The following is a 20,810-nucleotide window of genomic DNA, read 5'->3' as shown; positions in this document are numbered from 1 at the left end:
CCGGGTGACAGAGCACGCGTCTATACTATGTGCAAAGGTCGGAGGCTCCGGTCGTCATGCTGAAGCCGGCGCACCACTGCGGTGCGCTGATCAGGTTTCGGGACGAGGGGGCCTCGGGTCTTCAGGATGCCCGTGGTAATGGCAGCATCCCAATGGGAAATACGCGGTCATACGCGATGTTGAAGAAGAAGGCGTAAACCAGGTAGAACGCGACGATCGCGATATCCATCGCCAGCGCCGCCATCAGGCTGATCCCGAGATACCAGGCGATGAAGGGAATGAGCACGATGATCAGGCCCGCTTCGAACAAAGCGGTGTGGGCGACCCGGATCGGGATGGTCTTCTGGACGCTGCCCCGGATGCGCATCATCGCTTTATCGAAGCCCAGATTATAGATGAAATTCCACACCGTCGCCGCCGTGGCGGAGATGATGCCGACAACGCCCATATGCTCGACGGGCTGATCGAACAGCAAAGCGGCGCCCGGCGTAAAGATCGCCAGACCGATGAGTTCGAACATGACCGCATGCCGGACGCGGTCCTTGAAGCTACGCATTTCAAAGTCCTCTGTTGTTGTCGACGGTGTTTCTATCTGATATTCCTCATAGTTAAAGTTAAATAGTATCTGAAATTCGAATAGATGACCGTTTCGCTTGAGCAGTTGGAAGCCTTCGTCACCGCCGTCGAAACCGGGTCGTTTTCGGCGGCCGCGCGGCATCTGCGCAAGGCGCAGTCGGCTGTAAGCCTTCTCGTCTCGACATTGGAGGATGATCTCGGCGTCAAGCTTTTCAGCAGGGCGACACGGAATCCGACATTGACTGTGGCAGGCAGGCGGCTGCTGCCGGAGGCGAGGTTGCTTCTTGATCGTCGCGAACACTTGATCGGCGTTGCAAGAAGCTTCGAAGAGCATGTCGAGACGCGGCTTGTCGTCGCGATTGACGAATTGTATCCCGAGCCATCGACCGGGGCGCTGTTTGCCGCCTTTGCCAACCGCTTCCCGCATGTCGAACTGGAACTGTTGTTTCCGCCAACCAAGGATGTCGTTGGTCTCGTTCTCGATGGCAAGGCCGATCTCGGCGTGATATGGCGGCAGGAAGATCTTCCGTCCATGCTCGGCTTTCACACCATAGGCTGGGTTCCCCTCATTCTGGTCTGCGGCCGCGACCATCCCCTGGCGCAGGCTCCCGTTACCTGGGAAGAGCTCAAACGTCACCGTCAGATCATGGTGACGAAGCGAAGCGACGGCACGGAAACTCATCGTTTGCGCGTTGCCGCGGAGGTATGGTGGGTCGAAAGCCACTGGGTCATCTTGCAGATCCTGCAGCAGGGGATCGGCTGGGCGCTGATCCCTGCCCATATTCTGGAAAACTCACCCCTGGCTTCCAGACTGGCGATGCCGGTGCTTCAGTTTGACGAAGGCGCTCATCCGGTCGCGCTCGAACTCGTGTGGCACAAACAACGTCCGGCCGGCCCGGCGGCGAAATGGATTCGGGAACGATTTGCAGCAAACGGCATCGACTATCGAAAGCCCGAGATTGCCTAGCCAGCGTCCGGAGCCCCTTTTTCCAGCGTGCGGCTTAGCTGTCCATACCATATAGCCAGGCGTAATCGACCGATATCGCGCGCTGGCTATCGCAGGTAAGACGAGTCGAAATCCGCCAGATGCTCCAGCTTTCGATCATCAAGAAATTCCACTCGCCCGTTATGAAATGTCATCGCATTCAACTCGCGCAGCTGCTTTAGAACGCGATTGAAATGAACGGCGGTCAGCCCCAGTGCATCGGCGATCAGAGATTGCGTCAAGGGACAATCATATTCAGTCTTCGCGCCGAAGCCGGCAAGGTTCAATCTGGCACCAAGTTCGAGAAAAAAATGTGCGGCCCTATTGATGGGCTTGCGTCGCCCGATATCAACCAGATGTTGGGCTACGATGGCCTCCTCTCGAAATGCAGACCAAAGAATAGACATGGAAAGGCGATTGTCGGTACAAAGCATCGTTAAAAGGCTATCAATGTCGATCTCTCCTACTTCAATACATGTTATGGCGCAAAGGTTATCGTCGAAATTGGGGGATATAAGTCGCCTAATACCCAACAGATCACCTGGCACATGGAAATTGATGATCTGTCGTGTTCCATTGCGCAAGAGCCGATAAGAGCAGGCCCAGCCACTATAAATCAAATACGCGCTTCGACCTTCCTTCCCCTCGTGGATGATATCACATCCTTTCATGCAGATGCGTTTGCGAGTGACAAGCGCATCCAGTGCCCCTCTACCATTAGTCAAGTAGGACATATGCAGGGATAGGTGATACATATTCTGGCTTGTCGTGGCAGAAGGGATGCCGGACTTTCTGCCAGGTGGAAGTAGATCATGCGGCATATAGGATGCTTCCAGCATTCGAGATCGACACACTCCCCCGGCGAAGAATATTATAATGGAGAGTATTTTTCGAAAACTTAACTCGGATTAACAATTGGCGAGAAGCAGGCAGCGCTTTCCGGGAAGATTTGAGGATTTCCTGAAATCTTACAACATATTAGCAGGGTAATGAGCAGCGGGCGATCGGTATCACGAGCCAAGCACTTCTTAGTGAAACAGTTGTGATGATTTGTTCAACTCCCATGCAATGGCAAAAGACCACACGGGAAATAACTGGATGCCATTGGGGGATGATATGCGCAAGCGTACCCCGTTTTGGTAATTGCCCGGACGAAATTTCATATTGGGAACAAAGGTTAAGCTGACGGTAGCTTCGTCCCCTGGTAGGCAGCACGCCAAGACCAATCACCATCCTTGCGGCAATCGCGTCTTTCTTGGTCGCAAAAGAAAATTCAACTTCTGACATATTTGCCTAGATCGATGCAGCCGAAAGGTTGAATGCATTGATCCAGATCATATCGGGCCTATCCCAAGCGGTTCAGACTGTCAGATGCCGGCGTTGCAGAAACCGCCGGGCTTTCACAAATCGGAGATCGTGCCCGTTCGGCAGAACCGGCAATCGCTTCTGATGGAGGTTGCAATGTTGAGAATGCCCAAACCGACGATCGTTTTCGCTGTCCTGGGAGCGAGTTTTGCCGCTCTTGCGGCTTCATCCGTTCCAAGCTTTGCCGCGTTGAGCTGCGTGGAAGGTCTTCAACTGACCGGAACGGAGCTGCGAGATGCTCCGATGGGGCAACAGAAGAGCGAAGCCATGGGACTTTATTCCGCCGCGATGGACGCCCATCACAATCGGCAGGAGGGACGATGCGAGGGCGATCTGAATCGGGTCGACGCACTCCTTGACCGCACCGCATCCTCCGCTGACCTGATTGACTCAGGCAATGTCGGGGTGAGTGCGCCATCGACGTCGTCCAGCTCGTCGGAGCATCATGGCGACCACGGTCATGGCCACGACCGCCACTAGGCTTTGCTTTCGCCGAATATGCACATGCGGAATGATCGTGGCCTGATCTGCGATCACGGCTTCCTTCGACGCCTCGACCTTCCTCATCCGGTCGAGGCGTCCGGGTCGTTGGAATTGCGCAATAAATTTGCCGATTTGAGCGATGGAGCCGCCAGGCATTCGCAACTTCTGCCTGCGCGTTCCAGATGGAAGATACGCCTTTCATTGGCTTCAATCGGCTGTGTTATCTTCTCGTCTGGGTCTGGAAAGGAGCAGGCGGTTCATTTCTGGGACGAAGCGAACCGTCCTGAAGCCTGCCGTCTCCAAGATTTTCCTTGAGGCCGCATTTTCAGGGTGGGCGAAGGCACGGACTTCTCGAATCCGCAGTTCCCAGTCTGCCCGATGCAACGCCACCGCGACCAGCTCCGATGCATATCCGTAGCCCCAGGCGTCCCGACGGAAGAAGTATCCGATTTCGCAACCCCAGCCTGGCTCAAAGGGATCGTCGTACAGGCCGCCCCAGCCAATGATTTTTGCATCATCCTTTCTGATAACGGTCCAGGGTGCATATCCGTCGCGTCGGCGGCGCCATTCGTGAACGGCGATCCGGCGACGGCAGGCGACAGGTGTTGCATCCATATGGGTATGCTTCATGGCTTCCTTGTCGCCCAGAAATTCAAATAGGGCGGCGGTATCGGATAGAAGCGAAGGACGGAGCAGCAGCCGTGGCGTTTCGATCTGCGATCCGATTTTCTTCATATGACTTCGCCTTCCATATTCGAACGGACTTGGACTATTCTATAATGATCTGCTATGTTGATTTATGAACTATATCAATATGTTGTATTGATGTACCGGCGCGTTTTCCGCTACCATTATTCTCCAATTTCTGATCGTGGTGATATCTCGTTCAAGGTCCTAGAGGTGAAATATGGGCAGGCGAAGTACCGTGTTTTAACCAACCGCGTCACTGATGCAGCTTGTCCCGATCATGACCGCTATCTCATTTGAGATATCGAGCTTTCCGATTTTGGTCTTCGCGCTGCCCTCACAGGCATCAAAGCTTTCATCATTAAGTATCGAACGGATGGTGGCGGTCGATCAGCGACACTGCGCATTCTGACCATCAGACATTTTGGTGTGATTACCCTTGAGTAAGCTAGAAAAATTGCCAAAGCCAAACTTGGAAGCGTCGCGCCGGTGAAGATCCGGCTGAGGCTGGCGGCCAGGCGAGCCGACCAACGCAAGAACCAAATCCGAAATCTTGGCACGGCTTCGTAACCATGTCGTATCGTTGTTCGGGCGACGAAAAGCAGGAAGTTTAAATTCGGGCGATATCGAACGACTCGCCGCTGTTGTAACATCTGGAAAGACATCGTGCCGTCCGATGACGCCGCTTCGAATATCCTGGCAAAGCTGCAACTCGAACGGTGTCGAGTGCCGTCGATATGATCCTCGGGACTTCACGAGCCTTCTCCGATTGAGGCCCATAGAGCGTATCAGTTTTTCCATGTCCCGTGGTCCAGCCCTAGGGGGTCACTCCGATCTTCCTCGGGTTGTCACGACTAAGAGAGCCGGTGGCGATTTGAATTCGAGGAGGCAAGGAATGATCAAGCTCCTGCCAGCGAAAGAAAGCCGCCTTGCCTGAGTTGCTCCAGGAAACGCAGAAAAGAAGATAGGACGGGTGAAGGTTGTTCGCTCCGCCACGCGAAACCTAGCTGATAGGGTATGGGCGTGCCCACGCCATCGAGATGCCGAAAAATTACTCCCTCCCGCTTGGACGATAGAAATGCTTCAGGCACCAACGATACGCCGAGGCCTGCGGCGACCAGACCGACTATCGTTTCCATTTGCACGGCGCGCTGACCGACGCGCGGTGAAAATCCTGCTTCGGCGCATGCCCGCATGATTGCGGAATGAAGCCCCGGACCTTCGCCTTCTGGAAATAGAACCCACGATTCCTCTATTAAGGCCGCAAGGGGAAGCAACGGTGCCGATGCTAAAGGATGGCTGGCCGGAATCGCGGCAACAAGCCGGCTTTGCGGCAGAACGCTTGTCGATACACGGGTTTTCTTGTCAGGAGGGATTGGCAACGCCACAAGGCCGATATCCATCCGGTCCGCCGTGATCGCGGTGAGCTGCCGTGCGGATGTGGCCTCTTCCAATTCCAGCGCGACCAAGGGATAGGCCTTTCGAAACTCGGCGACGATTTGCGGCACGAGATGGTGGATGGAGCTGGCGACAAAACCGATGCGCAACGTTCCAATGATGCCTTCGCCGGCACGTTTTGCCAAAGCCACAGCACGTTCGGCCTGAGCTATGGTCCGCCGTGCCTCCTCACGGAAGATCTCGCCTGCTGGGGTTAGGCCCGTGATCCTGTTGGTGCGCTCGAACAGACGTACGCCGATTTCCTCCTCTATTTGACGGATGGCTGTCGTCAGTGGCGGCTGTGCCATGTTGAGGCGTTCCGCCGCACGATGAAAATTCATGGTTTCGGCAACTGCAAGGAATTGCTGGAATTGGCGAAGGCTGAGCATGTGATACATATATCATATCAAACGATGCGATAAAGTGTATTCGACATATTGAGAAGCCTGGCTCATCCTTTTTGAAATCGATGCGCGAAGGAGATGTCGGCATGACAGAAACGCAGATTGCAATCGTGACCGGGGGTGCAAGCGGGATAGGATTTGGCATCGCCCAGTCGTTGGTGCAAGCCGGCTACACAGTGGTGATCGTGGGACGCAATAAAGACCGGCTTGTACAGGCTGCGGATCGTCTAGGCCCGTTCACGCAATGGCGTCGTGCCGATGTTGGTAACCGAAGCGAAGTGGAAAGCGCATTTGCGGATTTCAGTCGCATAGACGTTCTTGTGAATGCTGCAGGCTTTGTTCTCCCTGTCAGCCTTGCGACCCAGGCTGACGAAGCAGAGCGGAATTGGGACGCTGTCGTCGATGCCAATTTGAAGGGCAGTTTCCTTGCCACCACGATCGCGGCGCCGAAGCTTGCCAGTCCTGGTGGCCGCGTCATCAATATCAGCTCGATCGGTGCGCAAACGGGAGGAAGTCGAGCCGGAGGGTTGGCCTATGCCGCCGCCAAGGCTGGTTTGCATGGTCTGACCTACGCTCTGGCGCGCGAACTTGCGCCGCGCGCCATCACCGCAAACGCAATAGCGGCCGGCTTCATCGCAGGCACCGGTTTTACCGAGAGCTGGCCGGATGATCGTGTGTCAGAGATCATCGCCGCAACTCCGATAGGCCGCGCGGGTAGCCCGGCCGACATTGCGGGTGCCGTACTCTGGCTTGCGTCGGAGGCGGGATCATTTGTCACCGGAACCGTGATTTCAGTGAACGGCGGGTGGCGAATGGGGTGACCGCAGCGACGTGGTAGGGATTGGAAAAAGTATCGCTTCTTGCCACCTATTTGAGCGAGACAATGCCCGAGGCGACGTCAGGAAGGGTCGGAATGATGCCGCTCCTGGCGTACCACTCGGCCACTTTGGTGATCTGATCGGCATCGGCCTTGGAGACCGCAGTGGTTGGTACAGCATTGTTTTCGCCGATTTTCTGAGCAAGGTCGGCCGGAACATTCATTTCCTTGACCCAGATGGCTCCGGCTTCGGTCTTGTTGGCGATTGCCCAGGCATTTTCCGATTTGATCACGTCGAAGACGAGTTGCAGTTGGTCAGACTTGGATTGGGCGAACTCCTTGCTTGCGACCAGGACGACGGCATTGTCCGAGCGTATGGCGGTGCCGTCGGCAACAACCTTGCCGTCATAGGCTTTCTCGGCAATCGTTAGAAACGGATCCCAAGTCGCCCAGGCGTCGACATGGCCTTGCGTGAAGCTCGGGCCGCTGTCGCTTGGGCTGAGATAGACGCGCTCCACGCTTTTCGGGTCGATACCATTGGTCGCGAGACCTTGCATGAGCAGATATTCGCCCGTGCCGCCGCGATTGACTGCAACCTTCTTGCCGACAAGATCCTTGATCGAATTGATGCTGGAATCCTTCTTGACGACAATGCCTTCCGATCCCGGTGCCATCTTCTGATAGGCGAAGACGACCAGCGGAATCTTGGCGGCAAGTGCCGCAATTGCGGATGTCGAGCTGCCGGCCGTAATGTCTATGCTGCCGGCATTCAGGGCTTCGAAGGCGGGAGCGGCCGCAGGAAAGGGACCGGCCCATTCCACCTTGATGCCTTTTTCAGCGAGTGCTTTTTCAAGCGTGCCACGTGATTTGGCGAGCGTGATGTCGTTCGGCCCCCTTAGCCAGCCGATGCGCACGACCTGATCGGCTGCCTGGGCGGCAGGTGCAAGGCTCGCGATTGCGGCCGTTACCGCCATGGCAATGAAGAATTGGCGTTTGGTGATCATTTTGCTGTTCCGATCTGCCGAAATGGCGTGCTGAGAAGCGATGAATTCAGGCATGTGAAGGTTCTACGCCGAGCTCTGTTAGAAGCTCGGCTTCAATGCGACTGGCTTCCGGGCCGTTGCGCTGTCGAGGATGGTCGAGGGTCACGAGTATCTCCTTGGTGAAACGACCATTTTCGAGCACCAGGATGCGGTCAGCGAGGGTGATGGCCTCTCCGATGTCGTGGGTGACCAGCAGCACTGCAGGCTTATGCTTTTGCCAGAGATCGAACACCAGCCCATGCATGCGCATGCGCGTTAACGCATCGAGGGCAGCGAAAGGCTCGTCCAGCAGCAGGAGTTCGGGCTCGCGCACGAGCGCGCGGGCGAGGGCCGCACGCTGAGCCTCGCCTCCAGAGAGGGTGAGTGGCCAGGCGTTCCGCCGATGCGAAAGGCCGACATCCTCGAGTGCTTGCTCTGCAATGGAGCGTGCATCCTGACGTTTGACGCCAAGCGTGATGTTGTCGATCACGGTTTTCCACGGCATCAGTCTCGGCTCCTGAAACACGACCGAACGACGGCGGGGGAGCTGCAATTGCTGAGCCGGCGCATCATCCAGGCCGGCAAGCACGCGCAGCAAAGTGGACTTACCCGAGCCGCTGCGGCCGAGCAGGGCAACGAATTCGCCCTTCGCGATCGTCAGATCGATGCCGCTAAGGATTGCCGGACCGCCGAAGGAGCGCGTAAGGCCACGAATATCGACCAGCGCCGTCATGCGATCACCTGAGGGCGCCAGCGTAGCGCATAGGCTTCGATCAGCCGGACGAACCCATCCGTTACCAGCCCCATAATGGCATAGACCATAAGGCAGACCACGATGACATCCGTCTGCAGGAAGTCCCGGGCGTAGGTGATGATGTAGCCGATGCCGCTGGACGCGTTGATCTGTTCGCCGACCACGAGGCTCAACCAAGCAACACTGAGGCCATATCGAACGCCGATCAGAAGGGAGGGCAGCGCGCCGGGGATGATGATATGGCGGATAATGCCCGATGTATCGAGACCGAGCGTGCGGCCGGCTTCGACGAGTTTCCGGTCAATACCGCGAATGCCGCCGTGCAGGGTCAGATAGATCGGGAAGACAGCGCCGAACGCGACCAGGCCGATCTTCGGCGCTTCGCCGATACCGAACCACAGGATGAAGAGGGGCAAAAGACCGAGAAACGGCATGGCCTTCAGCATCTGAAGCGGAGGGTCGATGGCGGATTCCCCAAGCCTGGAGAGGCCTGCCGCAAGCGCCAGCGCGACGCCGGCGACGAAGGCAATGGAAAAGCCGAGCAAGACGCGCAAGAAAGAGATTGCGAGGCCTGTTATCAGTTCGCCCGACATGATCAATCGATCTGCTGCGCCAAGGATTTCGCCGGGCGAGGCAAGGGTGTGCGGTGACAGAAGTCCCGTCATGCTGGCGATCTGCCAGACAATGATGATTGCGACCGGCGAGACGAGGCGGGTCGCAAATCGCGCCAATCCTTTATTAGCCGATCGATGCGGGGGTGAGCTATTGAGGCGGCGGGAGATGTCTCGATCTGTCGTCGAAATTTCAGCCATGCGCGGGCTTTCCGCCAAGGTCGCGATCGAACAGTGTCGACCAGGTGAAATGCTTGCGTTCTGGCGATGCGCGCTCAACGGGAAGCCGTGGCAGAACGAGTTCGCCGAAGCGGTAGGCCTCCTCCAGAAGCGGCATGCCGGAGAGGATGAAGGTGTCGACACCAACTTTCTGATAGGCCTCCAGCGTGCGGACCACGGTATCCGGCGAGCCAACGATTGCGGTGCCTGGCCCGGGGCGTACCAATCCTATTCCGGCCCATAGATTGGGAGAGATTTCCAGGTCGCGCAGATTGGCGGGCTTGATGCCGCCATGCATCGCGCTCATTCGCTGCTGGCCGACGGAATCCGTATTGGAAACGAAACGCTGGTTGGCCGCAATCGCGGCTTCGTCCATTTGCGCGTATAGATCTGCCGCCGCCTCCCAGGCTTTCTCGTCCGTCCGGCGGACGATGACATAGAGGCGGATACCATAGTTGAGCGATCGGCCGTGAGCTTCGGCGCGAAGCTTCACCTTGGCAACTTTGTCTCCCATCTGCTCCGGGGTCTCGCCCCATGAGAGATAGGTCTCGACGTGCTTGGCAGCGACCTCGATCGCGCTGTCGGACGAACCGCCGAACCACAACGGCGGCGGCTTGATGCCCGTGCCGGCGGGGAGTGCGAGCTTTGCACCTTCCGTCTGAAAATACTTACCCTTATGGGTAACGCTCTCGCCGGCCATCAGCCGGTGCCAGATAGTCAGATATTCATCTGCCATTAGATAGCGTTCGTCGTGCGGCAGCATCATGCCATAGGCGCCGAGCATCTTGGCGTCCCCGGAGACGACATTCAGCATCAGCCGGCCGTTCGAGAACTCCTGGAAGGTCGCAGCCATTTTGGCCAGGAGCGTCGGGGCGATGAGGCCTGGATGGAATGCTATGAGAAATTTCATCCGCTCCGTATAAGGAAGGAGCGCGCCGGCAAGTGGCCAGACGTCGTGGGCACCGGTTGCAAACAAGGCGCCAGTAAAGCCCAGATGATCATAGGCCTGCGCGAGCTGCTTGTAGTAGCCGTAGTTGATCGTGCGCGAGCCTTCGGCTTTCCATGGATAGGCACCATCCGGCGCGCACATGTACCAGAGTACGTTCATTTCAGATCTCTTTGTCGCTTGTCGTCTCTATTGTCAGTCTGGCCGGCAGATCGCCATGCTCGAAAAGCGTGTTGGCCTCCGCCTGCTGCTCACGAAGAAGCATGGCATCGGTGGCACTCACCTGCCAATTCCTGCTCGAAACGATACGCGTCCAGGCCCGCCGTTCTGTTTCGTCTCCATCTTTCGAAAGGAGTGAGGCTGCCTTTTCCGGATCAGCTGCTATTTCCTTGCCGAGCCGCTTCAGCTCGCCTGCAAAGTCGATCGCTATCGCCTTCGACAGGCGTCGTTCCCGAATGGTCCAGAACAGGGAACGGTTCGGAATAAGGTCGCCGCAATGAGCAAGCACACGGAACTCGCCGCTGAGCAGCGCCTGCTCGAGATGGGGCGCCATGGCGACCCAAGCCTTGACGGTTCCGTCCTTCAACGCATCCCGTGACGACACGGGCGGCATGTCGCGGCGCTGGACATCGCCCAGCGTCAGGCCGGCCTCCCCGAGCTGCTTGGCAAGAAAGTAAGTCAGAAAGGAGCCGTCGACCAGGGCGACCACCTCGCCTTTGAGATCGATAACGCTTTCGATGTCGGAGGTCTTTGTCACCAGAATCGCACCATTGGCAGGGCGGGGTGCCGAAGCCGCGACATAGGAAACCGAAAGCCCTGATGCCGCAGCAAGGATGGGCGGCGTGGACCCTGTTCCGCCAATATCGAATTCGCCGCGAACAAGCTTTTCTGCCGTTTCGCGCCCTTCCTGATAGCTGATGAATTCCGGGTTCATGGCAGCAAACGCCCCAGGCCAGAGGGACGCCAGATGAAGATGCAGATTGTTCGGATGGTGGCCAATCCTGAAAGCCAAGAGATTTACCTCGTTGCCAGTTGTTATATAAATTTATATAATGAGTAGAGAATTGGTGGCGAGAAATTCGACGCTGAAAATTCGGTGAAACAGAGAAAACTATTCTCGCCAAACGCAAGGCCCGAAACGAATTATGAAGACTGAAGACGACAAAGGCCGCCAACGCAAACCGCATGAGCCCAAGGTCAAATGCCGCGCCATTGGTGCGGCCTCGGATTTCATGAAAGCTATGGCGAATCCGGTGCGGCTGGCAGTCCTGTGCGTGCTCATGGAGGGTGCAAGGACGGTAGGCGAGCTGGAGGAAATTCTCGATGTCCACCAGCCGACGCTTTCACAACAAATCGGGGAACTGCGGGATGCTGGAATCATCGTGGGGACGCGGCTCAAGAAGGCGGTTGTCTACCGTCTGGCCGATCCACGTGCGGGCCAGCTCATCGCTCATTTGCGATTGCTGTTTGCCGATTCGGAAGCCTCCGCCATATGGCGGGGAGCTCAGTTTGAAGCCGGCAATACGGCGGAGATGGCGTAAATGCTTCGGTCTTAGCCAAGGGAAGATCTCAATTCGTTCCATCAAGGCTTGGAGCTTATTGCATCGCTGGATCGTGCGGCATGTTTTCTCCGCAGGTCAGGTGTCTAGCGTTGCTTGGGCTATCGCCATTGCCAGCCCCTGCGGATTTTCTACCGCCATCGAATGGCCCGCGTCTGCCACGATGTATACCTGAATGCCGTTGGACGCCAGAAACTCAGCGTCTGGATCCGGCAAACTATGATCCCCAAAGATAAAAGTCTTCCGAGATGAATGACCAAGAAACCGAGAGCGCCAATCTGGGGAACTTCCCTCGACAAGCGACGTGGCGCAGCGGTGAACTGCGAGCGCAGATGCAGCGCGCATCATTGCAGCCCACGCCTCATTTCCCGCCTGCTGAGCTTCAATCAGAGTCGCGAAATGGCCGGTGTTGACATAATCCGCTTCACTGGAAGCTGCGATCGCTCGGCTGAATATTCCGCCGCCGCTGTCAAGGTTGGCTTCGGAAATGACAAGATTCCTGACCTTGTCTCCAAGCAGCTCTGCTGCTTCTATGGCGATGGAGCCACCCATGCTGTGCCCGTAGATATCGATCTGCCGGAAACCCCGTTTCTGTACGAAGCTATGAACCTGCAGCGCATGGTCGTGGATGCGATATCCGAAACCTTCAGGGCGATCACTGAAGCCAAAGCCGAGTAGATCGATAAGAATAAGGTGCCTTCCACGTAAGGCGGGTGCAGCGGCGACATGAGGATACTCGAATGATGACGCACAGCCGAGGCCGTGGAGCATCAGGAGAGGAATGCCGGCTCCTTCATATTCGGAGTATCGCATCTCGGCACCCGGACGCTCGATCGTAAAGGAATGCATGATGGCCTCCAAGATACGCTGTGCGGAAACAGAAGAGGCGGAGGATCAGCCTCTCGCCATCCCCAAATAGGTCGTCACGTGCTGGGCGACCAGCCGAGGCTTGGAGCCACCGTCTGTGCAAGATCAGTCAATAGCCGTACGTTCTCCGCAAGCCCGAAGGCGGGCGGCAGGAAAAGGACAATTTCGTCTGCAGCCGCCAAGCCCGGGTCCTTGAGTACCGCCTCGATCACCTGGTCGGGAGTGCCGTGGAAGACTGGAGAAATCTGGATGCCCGGTGGCTGAATGGCCGGCGCTGTTGGTTCAAGGGCGCCACTGGGCCGGGACGCCCCGATGCCCTTGGTTCGGCGCTCAAGGTCGTAGGCGGCGTATTTCTCCCGTAGTTCGGCGGTGGTGCCAACCAGGATCGATGCTGCGACGGTAACCGGCGGCGGCTCGGTGTCGTGCTTTTGGCGCCATGTCGTGCGGAAGGCTTCGATGGCGCGGGCCTGGTACTGACCGAAGCTCTCGCCCTCAGCATGGTCGTGCTGCACGGTTCCCGAGATGAGCCCGATCCCGAGTTCGGCTGCTTGCACGGCTGAGGCAAGGCTCGCCGAACCCTGCCGTATCCGGGAGCGCAACGTCGGACTATGAGGGGTCACGCGCAGCTCGGTGCCCTCCGGGGCGCCCTGGCCCGGACCATCGATGGTGTGAAGAACCTCGCCGGCGATTGCTGCAAGAAAACGCGCCTGGCGGCGTTTGGCCTCCGTTCGGGTATCGGTGTCGACCGAGCCGAATACCGCGTCAAACGCAGCGTTGGCGCCGGTGGAGATGGCAAGCTCAAGCCTTTCGCCGATGAGCAGGTCGGCCGTACCAGCCGCCTCGGCAAGCAGGATCGGGTCCTGGTAGCGCATCGGGATGACAGCCGATCCCAGCGTGATATGACTTGTATGCTGGCCGGCTGCGGCGAAGAACGGGATCGGCGAGGACAAATAGTGATCGAAGTGGCGCTGGTAGGCCCAGCCCGACTGATAGCCCAGCCGTTCGGCTGCCTTGAACAGTTCTATCCCGTCGCGCAGTCCCTGCGCCGGACCGGCCTTATCGTTGAACGACACGCGGGTGTTGAAGCCAAGCCGCTGCTTCGGGCGGAACGTCGCGGGCAGCGTATTGGCAGGGGCAGCGATACTCATGCGATCGTTTCCTGGCTAATGATCCGGCGGATTTTTGCGGGTGGTACTCGAACAGTACCTGTGGCGGTTGGGATCGATTCCAGCAACGACACCGTGTAGGGCTCGTGTGGCTTGTCGAAGATGTCCTTGACGTTACCGTGTTCGACGATGCGCCCACGTTGCATGACGGACACGGTATGCGCGAGCTGGCGTACGAGGGCCAAATCATGGGAGACGAATACATAGGTCAGGCCAAGGCTTGCCTGCAGCGAGAGCAATACTTCGACGATGTCGGCCTGGACACTGACGTCAAGTGCCGAGGTCGGCTCGTCAAGCACGATCACCTCCGGCTTTAGAACCAGCGACCGGGCAATTGCAACGCGCTGCCGCTGACCGCCTGACAGGGCCTGCGGCTTGCGTGAAAGCAGGTGCTCGCCAAGCCCGACATTGGCCAATGCCTCGCGGACTCGTTCCGTCCGCTCAACACGCGTTCCAATGTCGAACCTGTCGAGTGGTTCGCGCACGAGCTGTTCGACCTTCCAGGTTGGATCGAGCGAGGTGAACGGATTTTGATAGACGAATTGAAGCTGGCGCCACACCGAACGCAGTGACTGGTGCGAGCGACCGTTCAGTTTTTCTCCGGCGACCGAAATATTGCCGGCGTCCGGCTGATCGAGCCCAAGCAGCAGCCGGATCGTCGTCGTCTTGCCGGAACCGGACTCGCCGACCAGCGCGTGCGTGGTGCCTGCCGGAACGGTAAAGGAGACGTCATCGACGGCCGTCAGAACCTTGCCGTCGACCGTGAAGCTCTTGGTGATACCCCTGACTTCGATCTTCGGTGCCTTGTTGTTGTCGACATCAAGGAAACGAAAGCCAGGGTCTCGAAGCTTGTGGTAACGGTCGGGATTAAGAGCTGGAACATCGGCATGCAGCTCTTTTGCATATGCCGATGTCGGCGACGAGAAAACCGCTGCGGTGCTGCCGGCCTCCTGAACGACGCCATCCCTGAGCACCACCAGCGAGTTTGCCCGTTCGGCCGCGATAGCGAGATCATGGGTGATGAGCAGCAGGCTGATGGCGAGATCCTGCTGTAGTCGTGAGAGCAGGTCGAGGATTCGCTTCTGGATCGTGACGTCAAGCGCAGAGGTCGGCTCATCCGCGACCAGCAGCAGCGGCCGCGGCAGGACCGCAAGGCCGATCAGGACGCGTTGAAGCATGCCGCCGGACAGTTGGTGCGGATAGGAATCATAGACACGTTGGGGATTGTCCAGCCCGACCTGGGCGAACGTCTCTAACACAAGCGCCTTGCGGATTGCCTTGCTCGGCTCGTCGACAAGGGCTGCGGCTTCCATCGCCTGCGCACCGATTGTCCGCACCGGGTTGAGCGCGTTTCCCGGGTCCTGCGGCACGAAGCCGATAGTCCGGCCTCTAAGCTGGCGAAAGCGGCGCTCGGAGAGCTGCAGTATGTCCTGGCCCTCGATCGTAATGCGGCCGGTCGCCTGTCCCGTGCGAGGAAGCAATCGCAATACCGCGCGCGCAATGGTCGACTTGCCCGAGCCCGATTCCCCGATGAGCGCAAGGCTCTTGCCGCGCCCAAGTTCGAAGCCGACATTGCTGACGACCTCATTCGGCCCGTAGGAAACGGACAGACCGTCTACCTGAAGCAATGGCGTTGACCGCTGCGCTATCCGCGCATGCTCGCCAGCGCGGTCGAGAGATATGTCTAGTCTATCTTGCGAAGCCATCGGCTGATCCTGTTCACAGAGAGGACGGTCGCGATCGTGACGAAGGCGGGTGCGTAAACCAGCCACGGCCATTTCAGGTAATCCTTGCCAATTGAAATCAGCAAACCCCAGTCGGAGGCCGGCGGTGGATCGCCGTAGCCGAGGAAGGCGAGGCTGGCGATCACCAGGATCGAGTCGCCGAACTGCAGCACGGCAAGCGGAAGCACGGAACGGGATGCGTTCGGTAATATGTGCCGCCAGAGGATGTGCCAGCGCGAGCCTCCGGAAAGAAAAGAAGCCTCGATGAAGGTCGCCTGCCTCGTCTTGATGACTTCCGAGCGCATGACGCGGGCAAAGACGGCCACTGACGAGATGCCGGTGGCGATCGCGGCATTCGTGGTATCGAAGCCGATTGCTGTGACGACGATGACAGCAAGCAGGAATTTCGGAATTGCAAGCAGGACGTCGACCAGGCGGGCAAGTACCGTGTCCACACGACCGCCGAAGAAGCCGGCGTTGAGGCCGATGAAGCCACCAGCGACCGCACCGATGACGACGGCGATCAGTGCGCTCCTGACCGAAGAGGCAGAGCCATAGACGACGCGGGTGTAGAGATCACGGCCTAGCTGATCGGTTCCGAACCAGTGTTCGGCGCTCGGGCCGAGCAGTTTCTGAGAGGGAATGCCCACCGCCGGATTGTGGCTCGTGAACAGGCCAGGTGCGAGCGACCAGGCAATCACGATCGCCACGATCGCAAACGAGAGCGCGACGGCAGCCGGCAATCGGAAACCGGCAAACCGGCTGCCCGTGGTGAGGCGCGAGGAGGTGTTGGTCGAGATCAGGCTCATGACAGCACCGACTTCGAAATTCCCGCGGAACCCCCATCAGAGGTGACGGGTCGATGCGCGGCACGGCCGAGCACCTTTACGCGTGGGTCGAGCAGCGGGTAGACAAGATCGGCGATCAGGTTGACCAGCACGAAAACTATCGCCGCGAGCGATACGATCGCCTGCAGTACGGGCAGATCCTGGGTGCTGACCGAGCGCTGCACCAGGCTGCCGACGCCGTTGCGTCCGAACACCGCCTCGGTGATGAGCGAGCCGCCGAGCAGTTCGCCGATCGTCAGCGCGACGACGGTGATGACCGGAAGCGAAGACGGCTTGAGGAGATGCCTGGCAAAAAGCTGCAGCTGGCCGAGGCCGCGGCTGCGCGCAACGGCGGCATATTCCTGCCCGGTTTCGTGATCGAGGTTGGCGATGAGCACCTCGGCGATCTGCGCCGAGATGGGAATGCCGAGCGCGATCGCCGCGAAAAAGGTTGCCCAGAAGCTGTCCGGGTTAATCACACGGAAGAGACCGAGCTGGAAGCCGAAGATGTGGATCAGCACCAGCCCTATCACAAAGTTCGGCACGGACAGGAACAGGGACGGGAAGCCTCGCAGCAAGCCCTGGCCAAACCTTTTTGGCAGGAACTGAGTGCCGTAGGAAATTGCGGTCGCCAGGATCAGTGCGACGACCAGACCGACAAGGGCGAGAACGAGCGTCGAGGGCAGCACCTCGGCGATCATGGTCGTCACGGCACGGTTGGTTCGCATCGACAAACCGAAGTCGCCGATGAGGAAGTGGGAAAGCGATGTCGACAATTGCACGAGAACCGGCTTGTCGAGGCCCTGGGCGGCAATGATTTCCTGGATCTCCGCCTCGCTGAAGCCGTTTTGCGGGTTGCGCAGAACGTTGGTAACGGGATCGCCCGGCAGAACGCTGACGACGATGAAGGTGAAGACATAGGCCAGCAGGATGACAATGACGGCCTGGACGAGGCGCTTTGTGGCATAGCTAAGATAGGCATTGTTCATGCCGGTCATCTCCTTGCGCTCCTTGGCTGTGCTGTGGGTTAGTCACTGATCGTGGCCGTGTAGTAGCTGGCATAGGCGACGCCGTTGTATATCTCGCCCTTCAGCTTTGGTGACTGGACATAGATGCGCTGGACCATCTGCGTGCGTGGAATGAAATAGCCCTGCTCAAGAACATATTTCTGAAGCTCGTCCAGCAGCGGATTTCTGATTTCGAGAGAACCTGCACTGGCGATCTTGTCGCGCAGTTCGTTGATCTTCTTGTCGCTCTCTCCGAGTGCGAACCAGTTCTCGCCGTTATTGGCGTCGGTCAGGATGCTTGCAACGGTACCGGCGTCGATGAAGCTGCGCGTCACCTCGTAGGCTGGCACACCGGCACCGCCATATTGAACCTTCTGACCGTATGTCACGACGTCATAGGCCCGGATATCGACCTTCCAACCGATCTTGCCGAGCTGCTGGGCGATGAGTTCGTCGATCGACTTCGAGGTTACGAGGTAGGGGTTGGAGTTGAGCGTCAATGACAGCTGCTTGCCGTCCTTGGCGCGTATGCCGTCGGCCCCCTTGATCCAGCCCGCCTCGTCGAGGAGTTTCTCGGCCCTGTCGGGATTATAGGCCAAAAGGTCGCCGTGATCGGTCGCTCCGGGGACGTTGCTCTGAATGAATGACGTCGCGAGCTTCCAGTCGGGCGTATAGACCGTATCGATGATTTCCTGGCGATTGATGCCGGCCTGCAAGGCCTGGCGTACCTTGACGTCATCGTAAGGCGCGAGTTTCGTATTGATCGCCCAGCCGTTGACGAAGCCGAGATAACGTGGTGTCGCGATGGTAAAGCCGTCCTGCTTGAGTGACGTCAGTTCCTGCGGCGAGGCGTTATAGGCAATGTCTGCCTGGCCGGACTGGACCGCGGCGACGCGCAGTGACGGTTCGGACACCAACTTGTAGGTGATCGTATCGAGATAGGCCGGACCAGTATGACCAACGGCCGCCGGCCCCCAGTTGTAATCCTTGCGTTTGGTGAGCTTGACGAAGTCGCCTTCCTTCCAGGAATCGACCACATAAGGTCCGCTGCCGGAGGTCTTGCTGAGATTGGCTTGCTGCGCGGCCGGCTGTGCGATGGTCTTGGGAGAGATCAGAATGGAGCCGTGATAGCCCAGGGTCGGAATGAAGCCGAGCGTCGGCTTTTTGAAGAAGACCTTTACGGTGGTTGCGTCAACCGCCTCGGCGTGATCGTAGGTCTTCGGGAAGAGCCCAATCGGATTGATGCTTTCCTTCTTGCGTCCGGCATACCAGATGTCGAGGTTGGCAACCGTGGCAGACGCATCAAGAGGTGTGCCGTCCGAAAAGGTCACGCCACTCTTGAGATGGAGGGTGAACTCGGTGGCACTGTCGTTCTGCTCCCAACGCTCCGCAATCCAGGGGCTGACCTTGCCGTCAGCGTCCACGTAGACGAGCTTGTCGGTTACGTGACCCCAGATGTGACCCTGAAAACTGGAAATCGCGCTGTTGTTCGGTATCCAGCTGTCGCCCAATGAATCGATGAGGAAGGTGATGTCGCCGCCATTGGCCGGCTCACCGGCACTATGCGCCGGTGTGAGACCCGCCATCGCAACCAGGGCGCCCGTCGCCACGGCCGAAGTGGTGATCAGCAGACGGCGTCGGGAAAGAGACAGCGAGAAAAGGCGTTCGGTCATGGAGAAATCCTGATGGTTCGGGTTCCGCGAAATCTGAAGCAAAGCCTATTCAGGTCGAGCCAAAAGGAGAAAGACTGGTTGTTCTTTTTCTACTAAATTTATGGATTATTTTGTCGGGTTTGGTCTTGTGCGGGGATCAGCATTTTTCAGGCGGCTTGGTGAGGGATTTGCTGGCTTAACCCTCGTTGGTGTTCAGCGCCTCGGTGCCGTTCTTATCAGGATCGATTTTGAACAAGGGATCTCGACGATCCGCGCCGGCGGTAGTTTGCCGGCAAATCATTCCGCCTCGACCCGTGCAAGTTTGCCGGTCGATCCCTGGAGCAATTACAAGCTCCCGATGCCTTGCGTGAAAATATTTGGCCTTCTGGCCCGATGGCAAATACGGAATCGTCGCTGCCATCTCCGATATGGCAAAGAATGGTACAGACTTCAGGCCCGTTCGGCCTGAAGTCTTTTGGCGGCCTGTCAGGCCACCAGCTTCTCACCATTTAGATGACGCTCCAGGAAGGGGAGGCTGTCCTGCCCCCAATAGAGCTCGCCTTCGTAGCGGAAGGTCGGAAGGCCGAAGACGCCCGCCTCCTTGGCAATGTCGCGATTGTTGTTCCAGAGTTCGGAGATATCGGCGCGCGCCGCGCGCGCCTCGAGCGCTTCACCGTCAAAGCCTGCGGCGTCGGCAATCGCCTTTCGCACATCGGGATTGCCGATATCCGCGGCGGTGCCCCAGAAAGCATGCTGTAGCGCGCGGGCGAGGCCGGGCCAATCCTGCCCTTCGAGCTGAGCGGCCAAAACGAGAAAGCCCGCAGGCGTCGGGTCGGACAGCGCCGACCGATTCGTAAAGTCGAGCTGCTTGCCGCGAAGAGCGGCCCAGCGCCGGAGATCCTTCAGCCAATAGGCGCGGCGCGCGTCGGGGCGATCGCGCGAATAGATCGCGCCATTTTCGACGATCAGCGGAATGAGATAGGGACGGATTTCAGCGCCGGATCGCGCAGCGAGTTCGACAAACGCATCGAGGCCTATATAGGCCCATGGCGATCCGATCCCGAAGAAGTAATCAATGGTTTTGGTCATAAGGCATTTCTCCTGACGGGATGAATTATGCAGTAGCTTTAAAGGTCGCTGTCGTCGCCATATCGAAGACGGACAGCGCGCAATCGCGCGCCACCAGAACAGCATGGGGATCACGGCCGACGGCAACCGTCGCCAGCGCCCCTTCGTAAAGCAGCGACATGTGCGCGGCAGCCTGTTCGGTCGGACACCTTGCGGCCGACATGACGGAACGGAAGATATCGCGCACGGCATTCTTATGCTCGCGAGCGATGGAAACGACCCGTTCGGAATCACCGTGCTCAGCGACCGCCAATGCGAAGGCGCAGCCGCGAAACTCCGGGCTGTCGGCCTTTTCGAACAGGCGTTCGAAAATCAGGGCGATCTGATCACGCGGCTGTAGCGTCACAGTGGATGTGACCTCTCTCAGTTGAAGAAGGACGCGTTCGTGACGGTCGGTCAGATAGGCCGCGACAAGATGATCCTTGGACGGAAAGTGCCGGTAGAGTGTGGCTTTTGCAACATTGGCTTCGTCGACGATGCGGTCGATACCGACAGCGCGAATGCCTTCCTTGTAGAAAAGGGTGCCGGCGGTGGTCAGGATATGATCTGATATTTTCATTGCGTCGGTCCGGAT

22 protein-coding genes are annotated in these 20,810 nt (G+C 58.2%); 4 read left to right on the top strand and 18 right to left on the bottom strand.

Annotation, left to right across the window (positions count from 1 at the left end; all coding sequences use genetic code 11):
- Positions 1 to 121 precede the first annotated feature (121 nt).
- Positions 122 to 556, bottom strand: a complete 435-nt coding sequence (locus tag AC13Q5_RS24615; RefSeq protein ID WP_075854689.1) for a PACE efflux transporter — start codon at positions 554 to 556, stop codon at positions 122 to 124.
- An 84-nt stretch (positions 557 to 640) separates the two neighbouring features.
- Between AC13Q5_RS24615 and AC13Q5_RS24610 the strand changes: the two genes are divergently transcribed.
- A complete protein-coding gene (locus AC13Q5_RS24610) occupies positions 641 to 1,543 on the top strand; it encodes a LysR family transcriptional regulator (protein WP_488503474.1) in 903 nt (300 codons plus the stop codon).
- Positions 1,544 to 1,629: 86 nt separating this feature from the next.
- Here the strand turns inward: AC13Q5_RS24610 and AC13Q5_RS24605 are convergent, their stop codons facing one another.
- A complete protein-coding gene (locus AC13Q5_RS24605) occupies positions 1,630 to 2,400 on the bottom strand; it encodes a Crp/Fnr family transcriptional regulator (protein WP_488503473.1) in 771 nt (256 codons plus the stop codon).
- A gap of 622 nt (positions 2,401 to 3,022) precedes the next feature.
- Between AC13Q5_RS24605 and AC13Q5_RS24600 the strand changes: the two genes are divergently transcribed.
- Positions 3,023 to 3,406 (top strand): hypothetical protein, encoded by a 384-nt coding sequence (locus tag AC13Q5_RS24600; protein WP_488503472.1) that lies wholly within the window; start codon positions 3,023 to 3,025, stop codon positions 3,404 to 3,406.
- A 210-nt stretch (positions 3,407 to 3,616) separates the two neighbouring features.
- Here the strand turns inward: AC13Q5_RS24600 and AC13Q5_RS24595 are convergent, their stop codons facing one another.
- From AC13Q5_RS24595 to AC13Q5_RS24585, 3 genes are all read right to left on the bottom strand, one after another.
- On the bottom strand, positions 3,617 to 4,144 hold the full coding sequence (locus AC13Q5_RS24595) for a GNAT family N-acetyltransferase (protein ID WP_488503471.1): 528 nt from the start codon (positions 4,142 to 4,144) through the stop codon (positions 3,617 to 3,619).
- Positions 4,145 to 4,486: 342 nt separating this feature from the next.
- On the bottom strand, positions 4,487 to 4,897 hold the full coding sequence (locus tag AC13Q5_RS24590) for a hypothetical protein (protein ID WP_488503470.1): 411 nt from the start codon (positions 4,895 to 4,897) through the stop codon (positions 4,487 to 4,489).
- Positions 4,898 to 4,995: 98 nt separating this feature from the next.
- Positions 4,996 to 5,922, bottom strand: coding sequence for a LysR family transcriptional regulator (locus AC13Q5_RS24585; protein WP_488503469.1), 927 nt, complete (start codon positions 5,920 to 5,922; stop codon positions 4,996 to 4,998).
- A gap of 101 nt (positions 5,923 to 6,023) precedes the next feature.
- Here AC13Q5_RS24585 and AC13Q5_RS24580 point away from each other — a divergent pair, with 101 nt between their 5' ends.
- Positions 6,024 to 6,758 carry an SDR family NAD(P)-dependent oxidoreductase gene (locus AC13Q5_RS24580; RefSeq protein WP_488503468.1) on the top strand — a complete coding sequence of 245 codons (735 nt, stop codon included), beginning with the start codon at positions 6,024 to 6,026 and terminating at the stop codon, positions 6,756 to 6,758.
- Between the two features lie 46 nt (positions 6,759 to 6,804).
- Here the strand turns inward: AC13Q5_RS24580 and AC13Q5_RS24575 are convergent, their stop codons facing one another.
- From AC13Q5_RS24575 to AC13Q5_RS24555, 5 genes are read right to left on the bottom strand one after another with little or no spacing between them, the layout of a single operon-like run.
- Complete coding sequence (locus tag AC13Q5_RS24575) at positions 6,805 to 7,758, bottom strand: aliphatic sulfonate ABC transporter substrate-binding protein (protein WP_488503467.1); 954 nt, start codon at positions 7,756 to 7,758, stop codon at positions 6,805 to 6,807.
- Between the two features lie 46 nt (positions 7,759 to 7,804).
- Positions 7,805 to 8,509 carry an ABC transporter ATP-binding protein gene (locus AC13Q5_RS24570; RefSeq protein ID WP_075854685.1) on the bottom strand — a complete coding sequence of 235 codons (705 nt, stop codon included), beginning with the start codon at positions 8,507 to 8,509 and terminating at the stop codon, positions 7,805 to 7,807.
- Positions 8,506 to 9,342 carry an ABC transporter permease subunit gene (locus AC13Q5_RS24565; protein WP_083961398.1) on the bottom strand — a complete coding sequence of 279 codons (837 nt, stop codon included), beginning with the start codon at positions 9,340 to 9,342 and terminating at the stop codon, positions 8,506 to 8,508. Before AC13Q5_RS24565 ends, AC13Q5_RS24570 begins: the two co-directional genes overlap by 4 nt.
- The gene (locus AC13Q5_RS24560) at positions 9,335 to 10,468 is read right to left on the bottom strand and encodes an LLM class flavin-dependent oxidoreductase (RefSeq protein WP_488503466.1); all 1,134 of its coding nucleotides are present in this window, start codon (positions 10,466 to 10,468) and stop codon (positions 9,335 to 9,337) included. The genes AC13Q5_RS24565 and AC13Q5_RS24560 overlap by 8 nt, the downstream gene beginning before the upstream one ends.
- A gap of 1 nt (position 10,469) precedes the next feature.
- Entirely contained in the window at positions 10,470 to 11,318 is an 849-nt protein-coding gene (locus tag AC13Q5_RS24555; RefSeq protein ID WP_488503465.1) for an ABC transporter substrate-binding protein, read from the bottom strand.
- Between the two features lie 133 nt (positions 11,319 to 11,451).
- Here AC13Q5_RS24555 and AC13Q5_RS24550 point away from each other — a divergent pair, with 133 nt between their 5' ends.
- Positions 11,452 to 11,847: an ArsR/SmtB family transcription factor gene (locus AC13Q5_RS24550; protein WP_488503464.1), complete on the top strand. Its 396-nt coding sequence runs from the start codon at positions 11,452 to 11,454 to the stop codon at positions 11,845 to 11,847.
- Between the two features lie 96 nt (positions 11,848 to 11,943).
- Here the strand turns inward: AC13Q5_RS24550 and AC13Q5_RS24545 are convergent, their stop codons facing one another.
- From AC13Q5_RS24545 to AC13Q5_RS24510, 8 genes are all read right to left on the bottom strand, one after another.
- On the bottom strand, positions 11,944 to 12,714 hold the full coding sequence (locus AC13Q5_RS24545; RefSeq protein ID WP_488503463.1) for an alpha/beta fold hydrolase: 771 nt from the start codon (positions 12,712 to 12,714) through the stop codon (positions 11,944 to 11,946).
- A gap of 74 nt (positions 12,715 to 12,788) precedes the next feature.
- Positions 12,789 to 13,880, bottom strand: a complete 1,092-nt coding sequence (locus tag AC13Q5_RS24540; RefSeq protein WP_488503462.1) for an LLM class flavin-dependent oxidoreductase — start codon at positions 13,878 to 13,880, stop codon at positions 12,789 to 12,791.
- Positions 13,877 to 15,604, bottom strand: a complete 1,728-nt coding sequence (locus AC13Q5_RS24535; protein ID WP_488503461.1) for a dipeptide ABC transporter ATP-binding protein — start codon at positions 15,602 to 15,604, stop codon at positions 13,877 to 13,879. The genes AC13Q5_RS24540 and AC13Q5_RS24535 overlap by 4 nt, the downstream gene beginning before the upstream one ends.
- Positions 15,583 to 16,431 (bottom strand): ABC transporter permease, encoded by an 849-nt coding sequence (locus tag AC13Q5_RS24530; RefSeq protein ID WP_488503460.1) that lies wholly within the window; start codon positions 16,429 to 16,431, stop codon positions 15,583 to 15,585. Before AC13Q5_RS24530 ends, AC13Q5_RS24535 begins: the two co-directional genes overlap by 22 nt.
- The gene (locus tag AC13Q5_RS24525) at positions 16,428 to 17,438 is read right to left on the bottom strand and encodes an ABC transporter permease (protein ID WP_075854678.1); all 1,011 of its coding nucleotides are present in this window, start codon (positions 17,436 to 17,438) and stop codon (positions 16,428 to 16,430) included. The genes AC13Q5_RS24530 and AC13Q5_RS24525 overlap by 4 nt, the downstream gene beginning before the upstream one ends.
- Before the next feature lie 38 nt (positions 17,439 to 17,476).
- Positions 17,477 to 19,129 (bottom strand): ABC transporter substrate-binding protein, encoded by a 1,653-nt coding sequence (locus AC13Q5_RS24520; protein ID WP_488503459.1) that lies wholly within the window; start codon positions 19,127 to 19,129, stop codon positions 17,477 to 17,479.
- Between the two features lie 465 nt (positions 19,130 to 19,594).
- A complete protein-coding gene (locus AC13Q5_RS24515) occupies positions 19,595 to 20,197 on the bottom strand; it encodes a DsbA family protein (RefSeq protein ID WP_488503458.1) in 603 nt (200 codons plus the stop codon).
- Between the two features lie 25 nt (positions 20,198 to 20,222).
- Positions 20,223 to 20,795, bottom strand: a complete 573-nt coding sequence (locus AC13Q5_RS24510; protein ID WP_488503457.1) for a TetR/AcrR family transcriptional regulator — start codon at positions 20,793 to 20,795, stop codon at positions 20,223 to 20,225.
- Between the last annotated feature and the right edge of the window lie 15 nt (positions 20,796 to 20,810).

This window comes from Martinezella sp. CNPSo 3964 (genome assembly GCF_057784375.1).
Note: the sequence above shows the minus strand (reverse complement) of the source record. Positions and strands in the feature narration are given on the sequence as shown.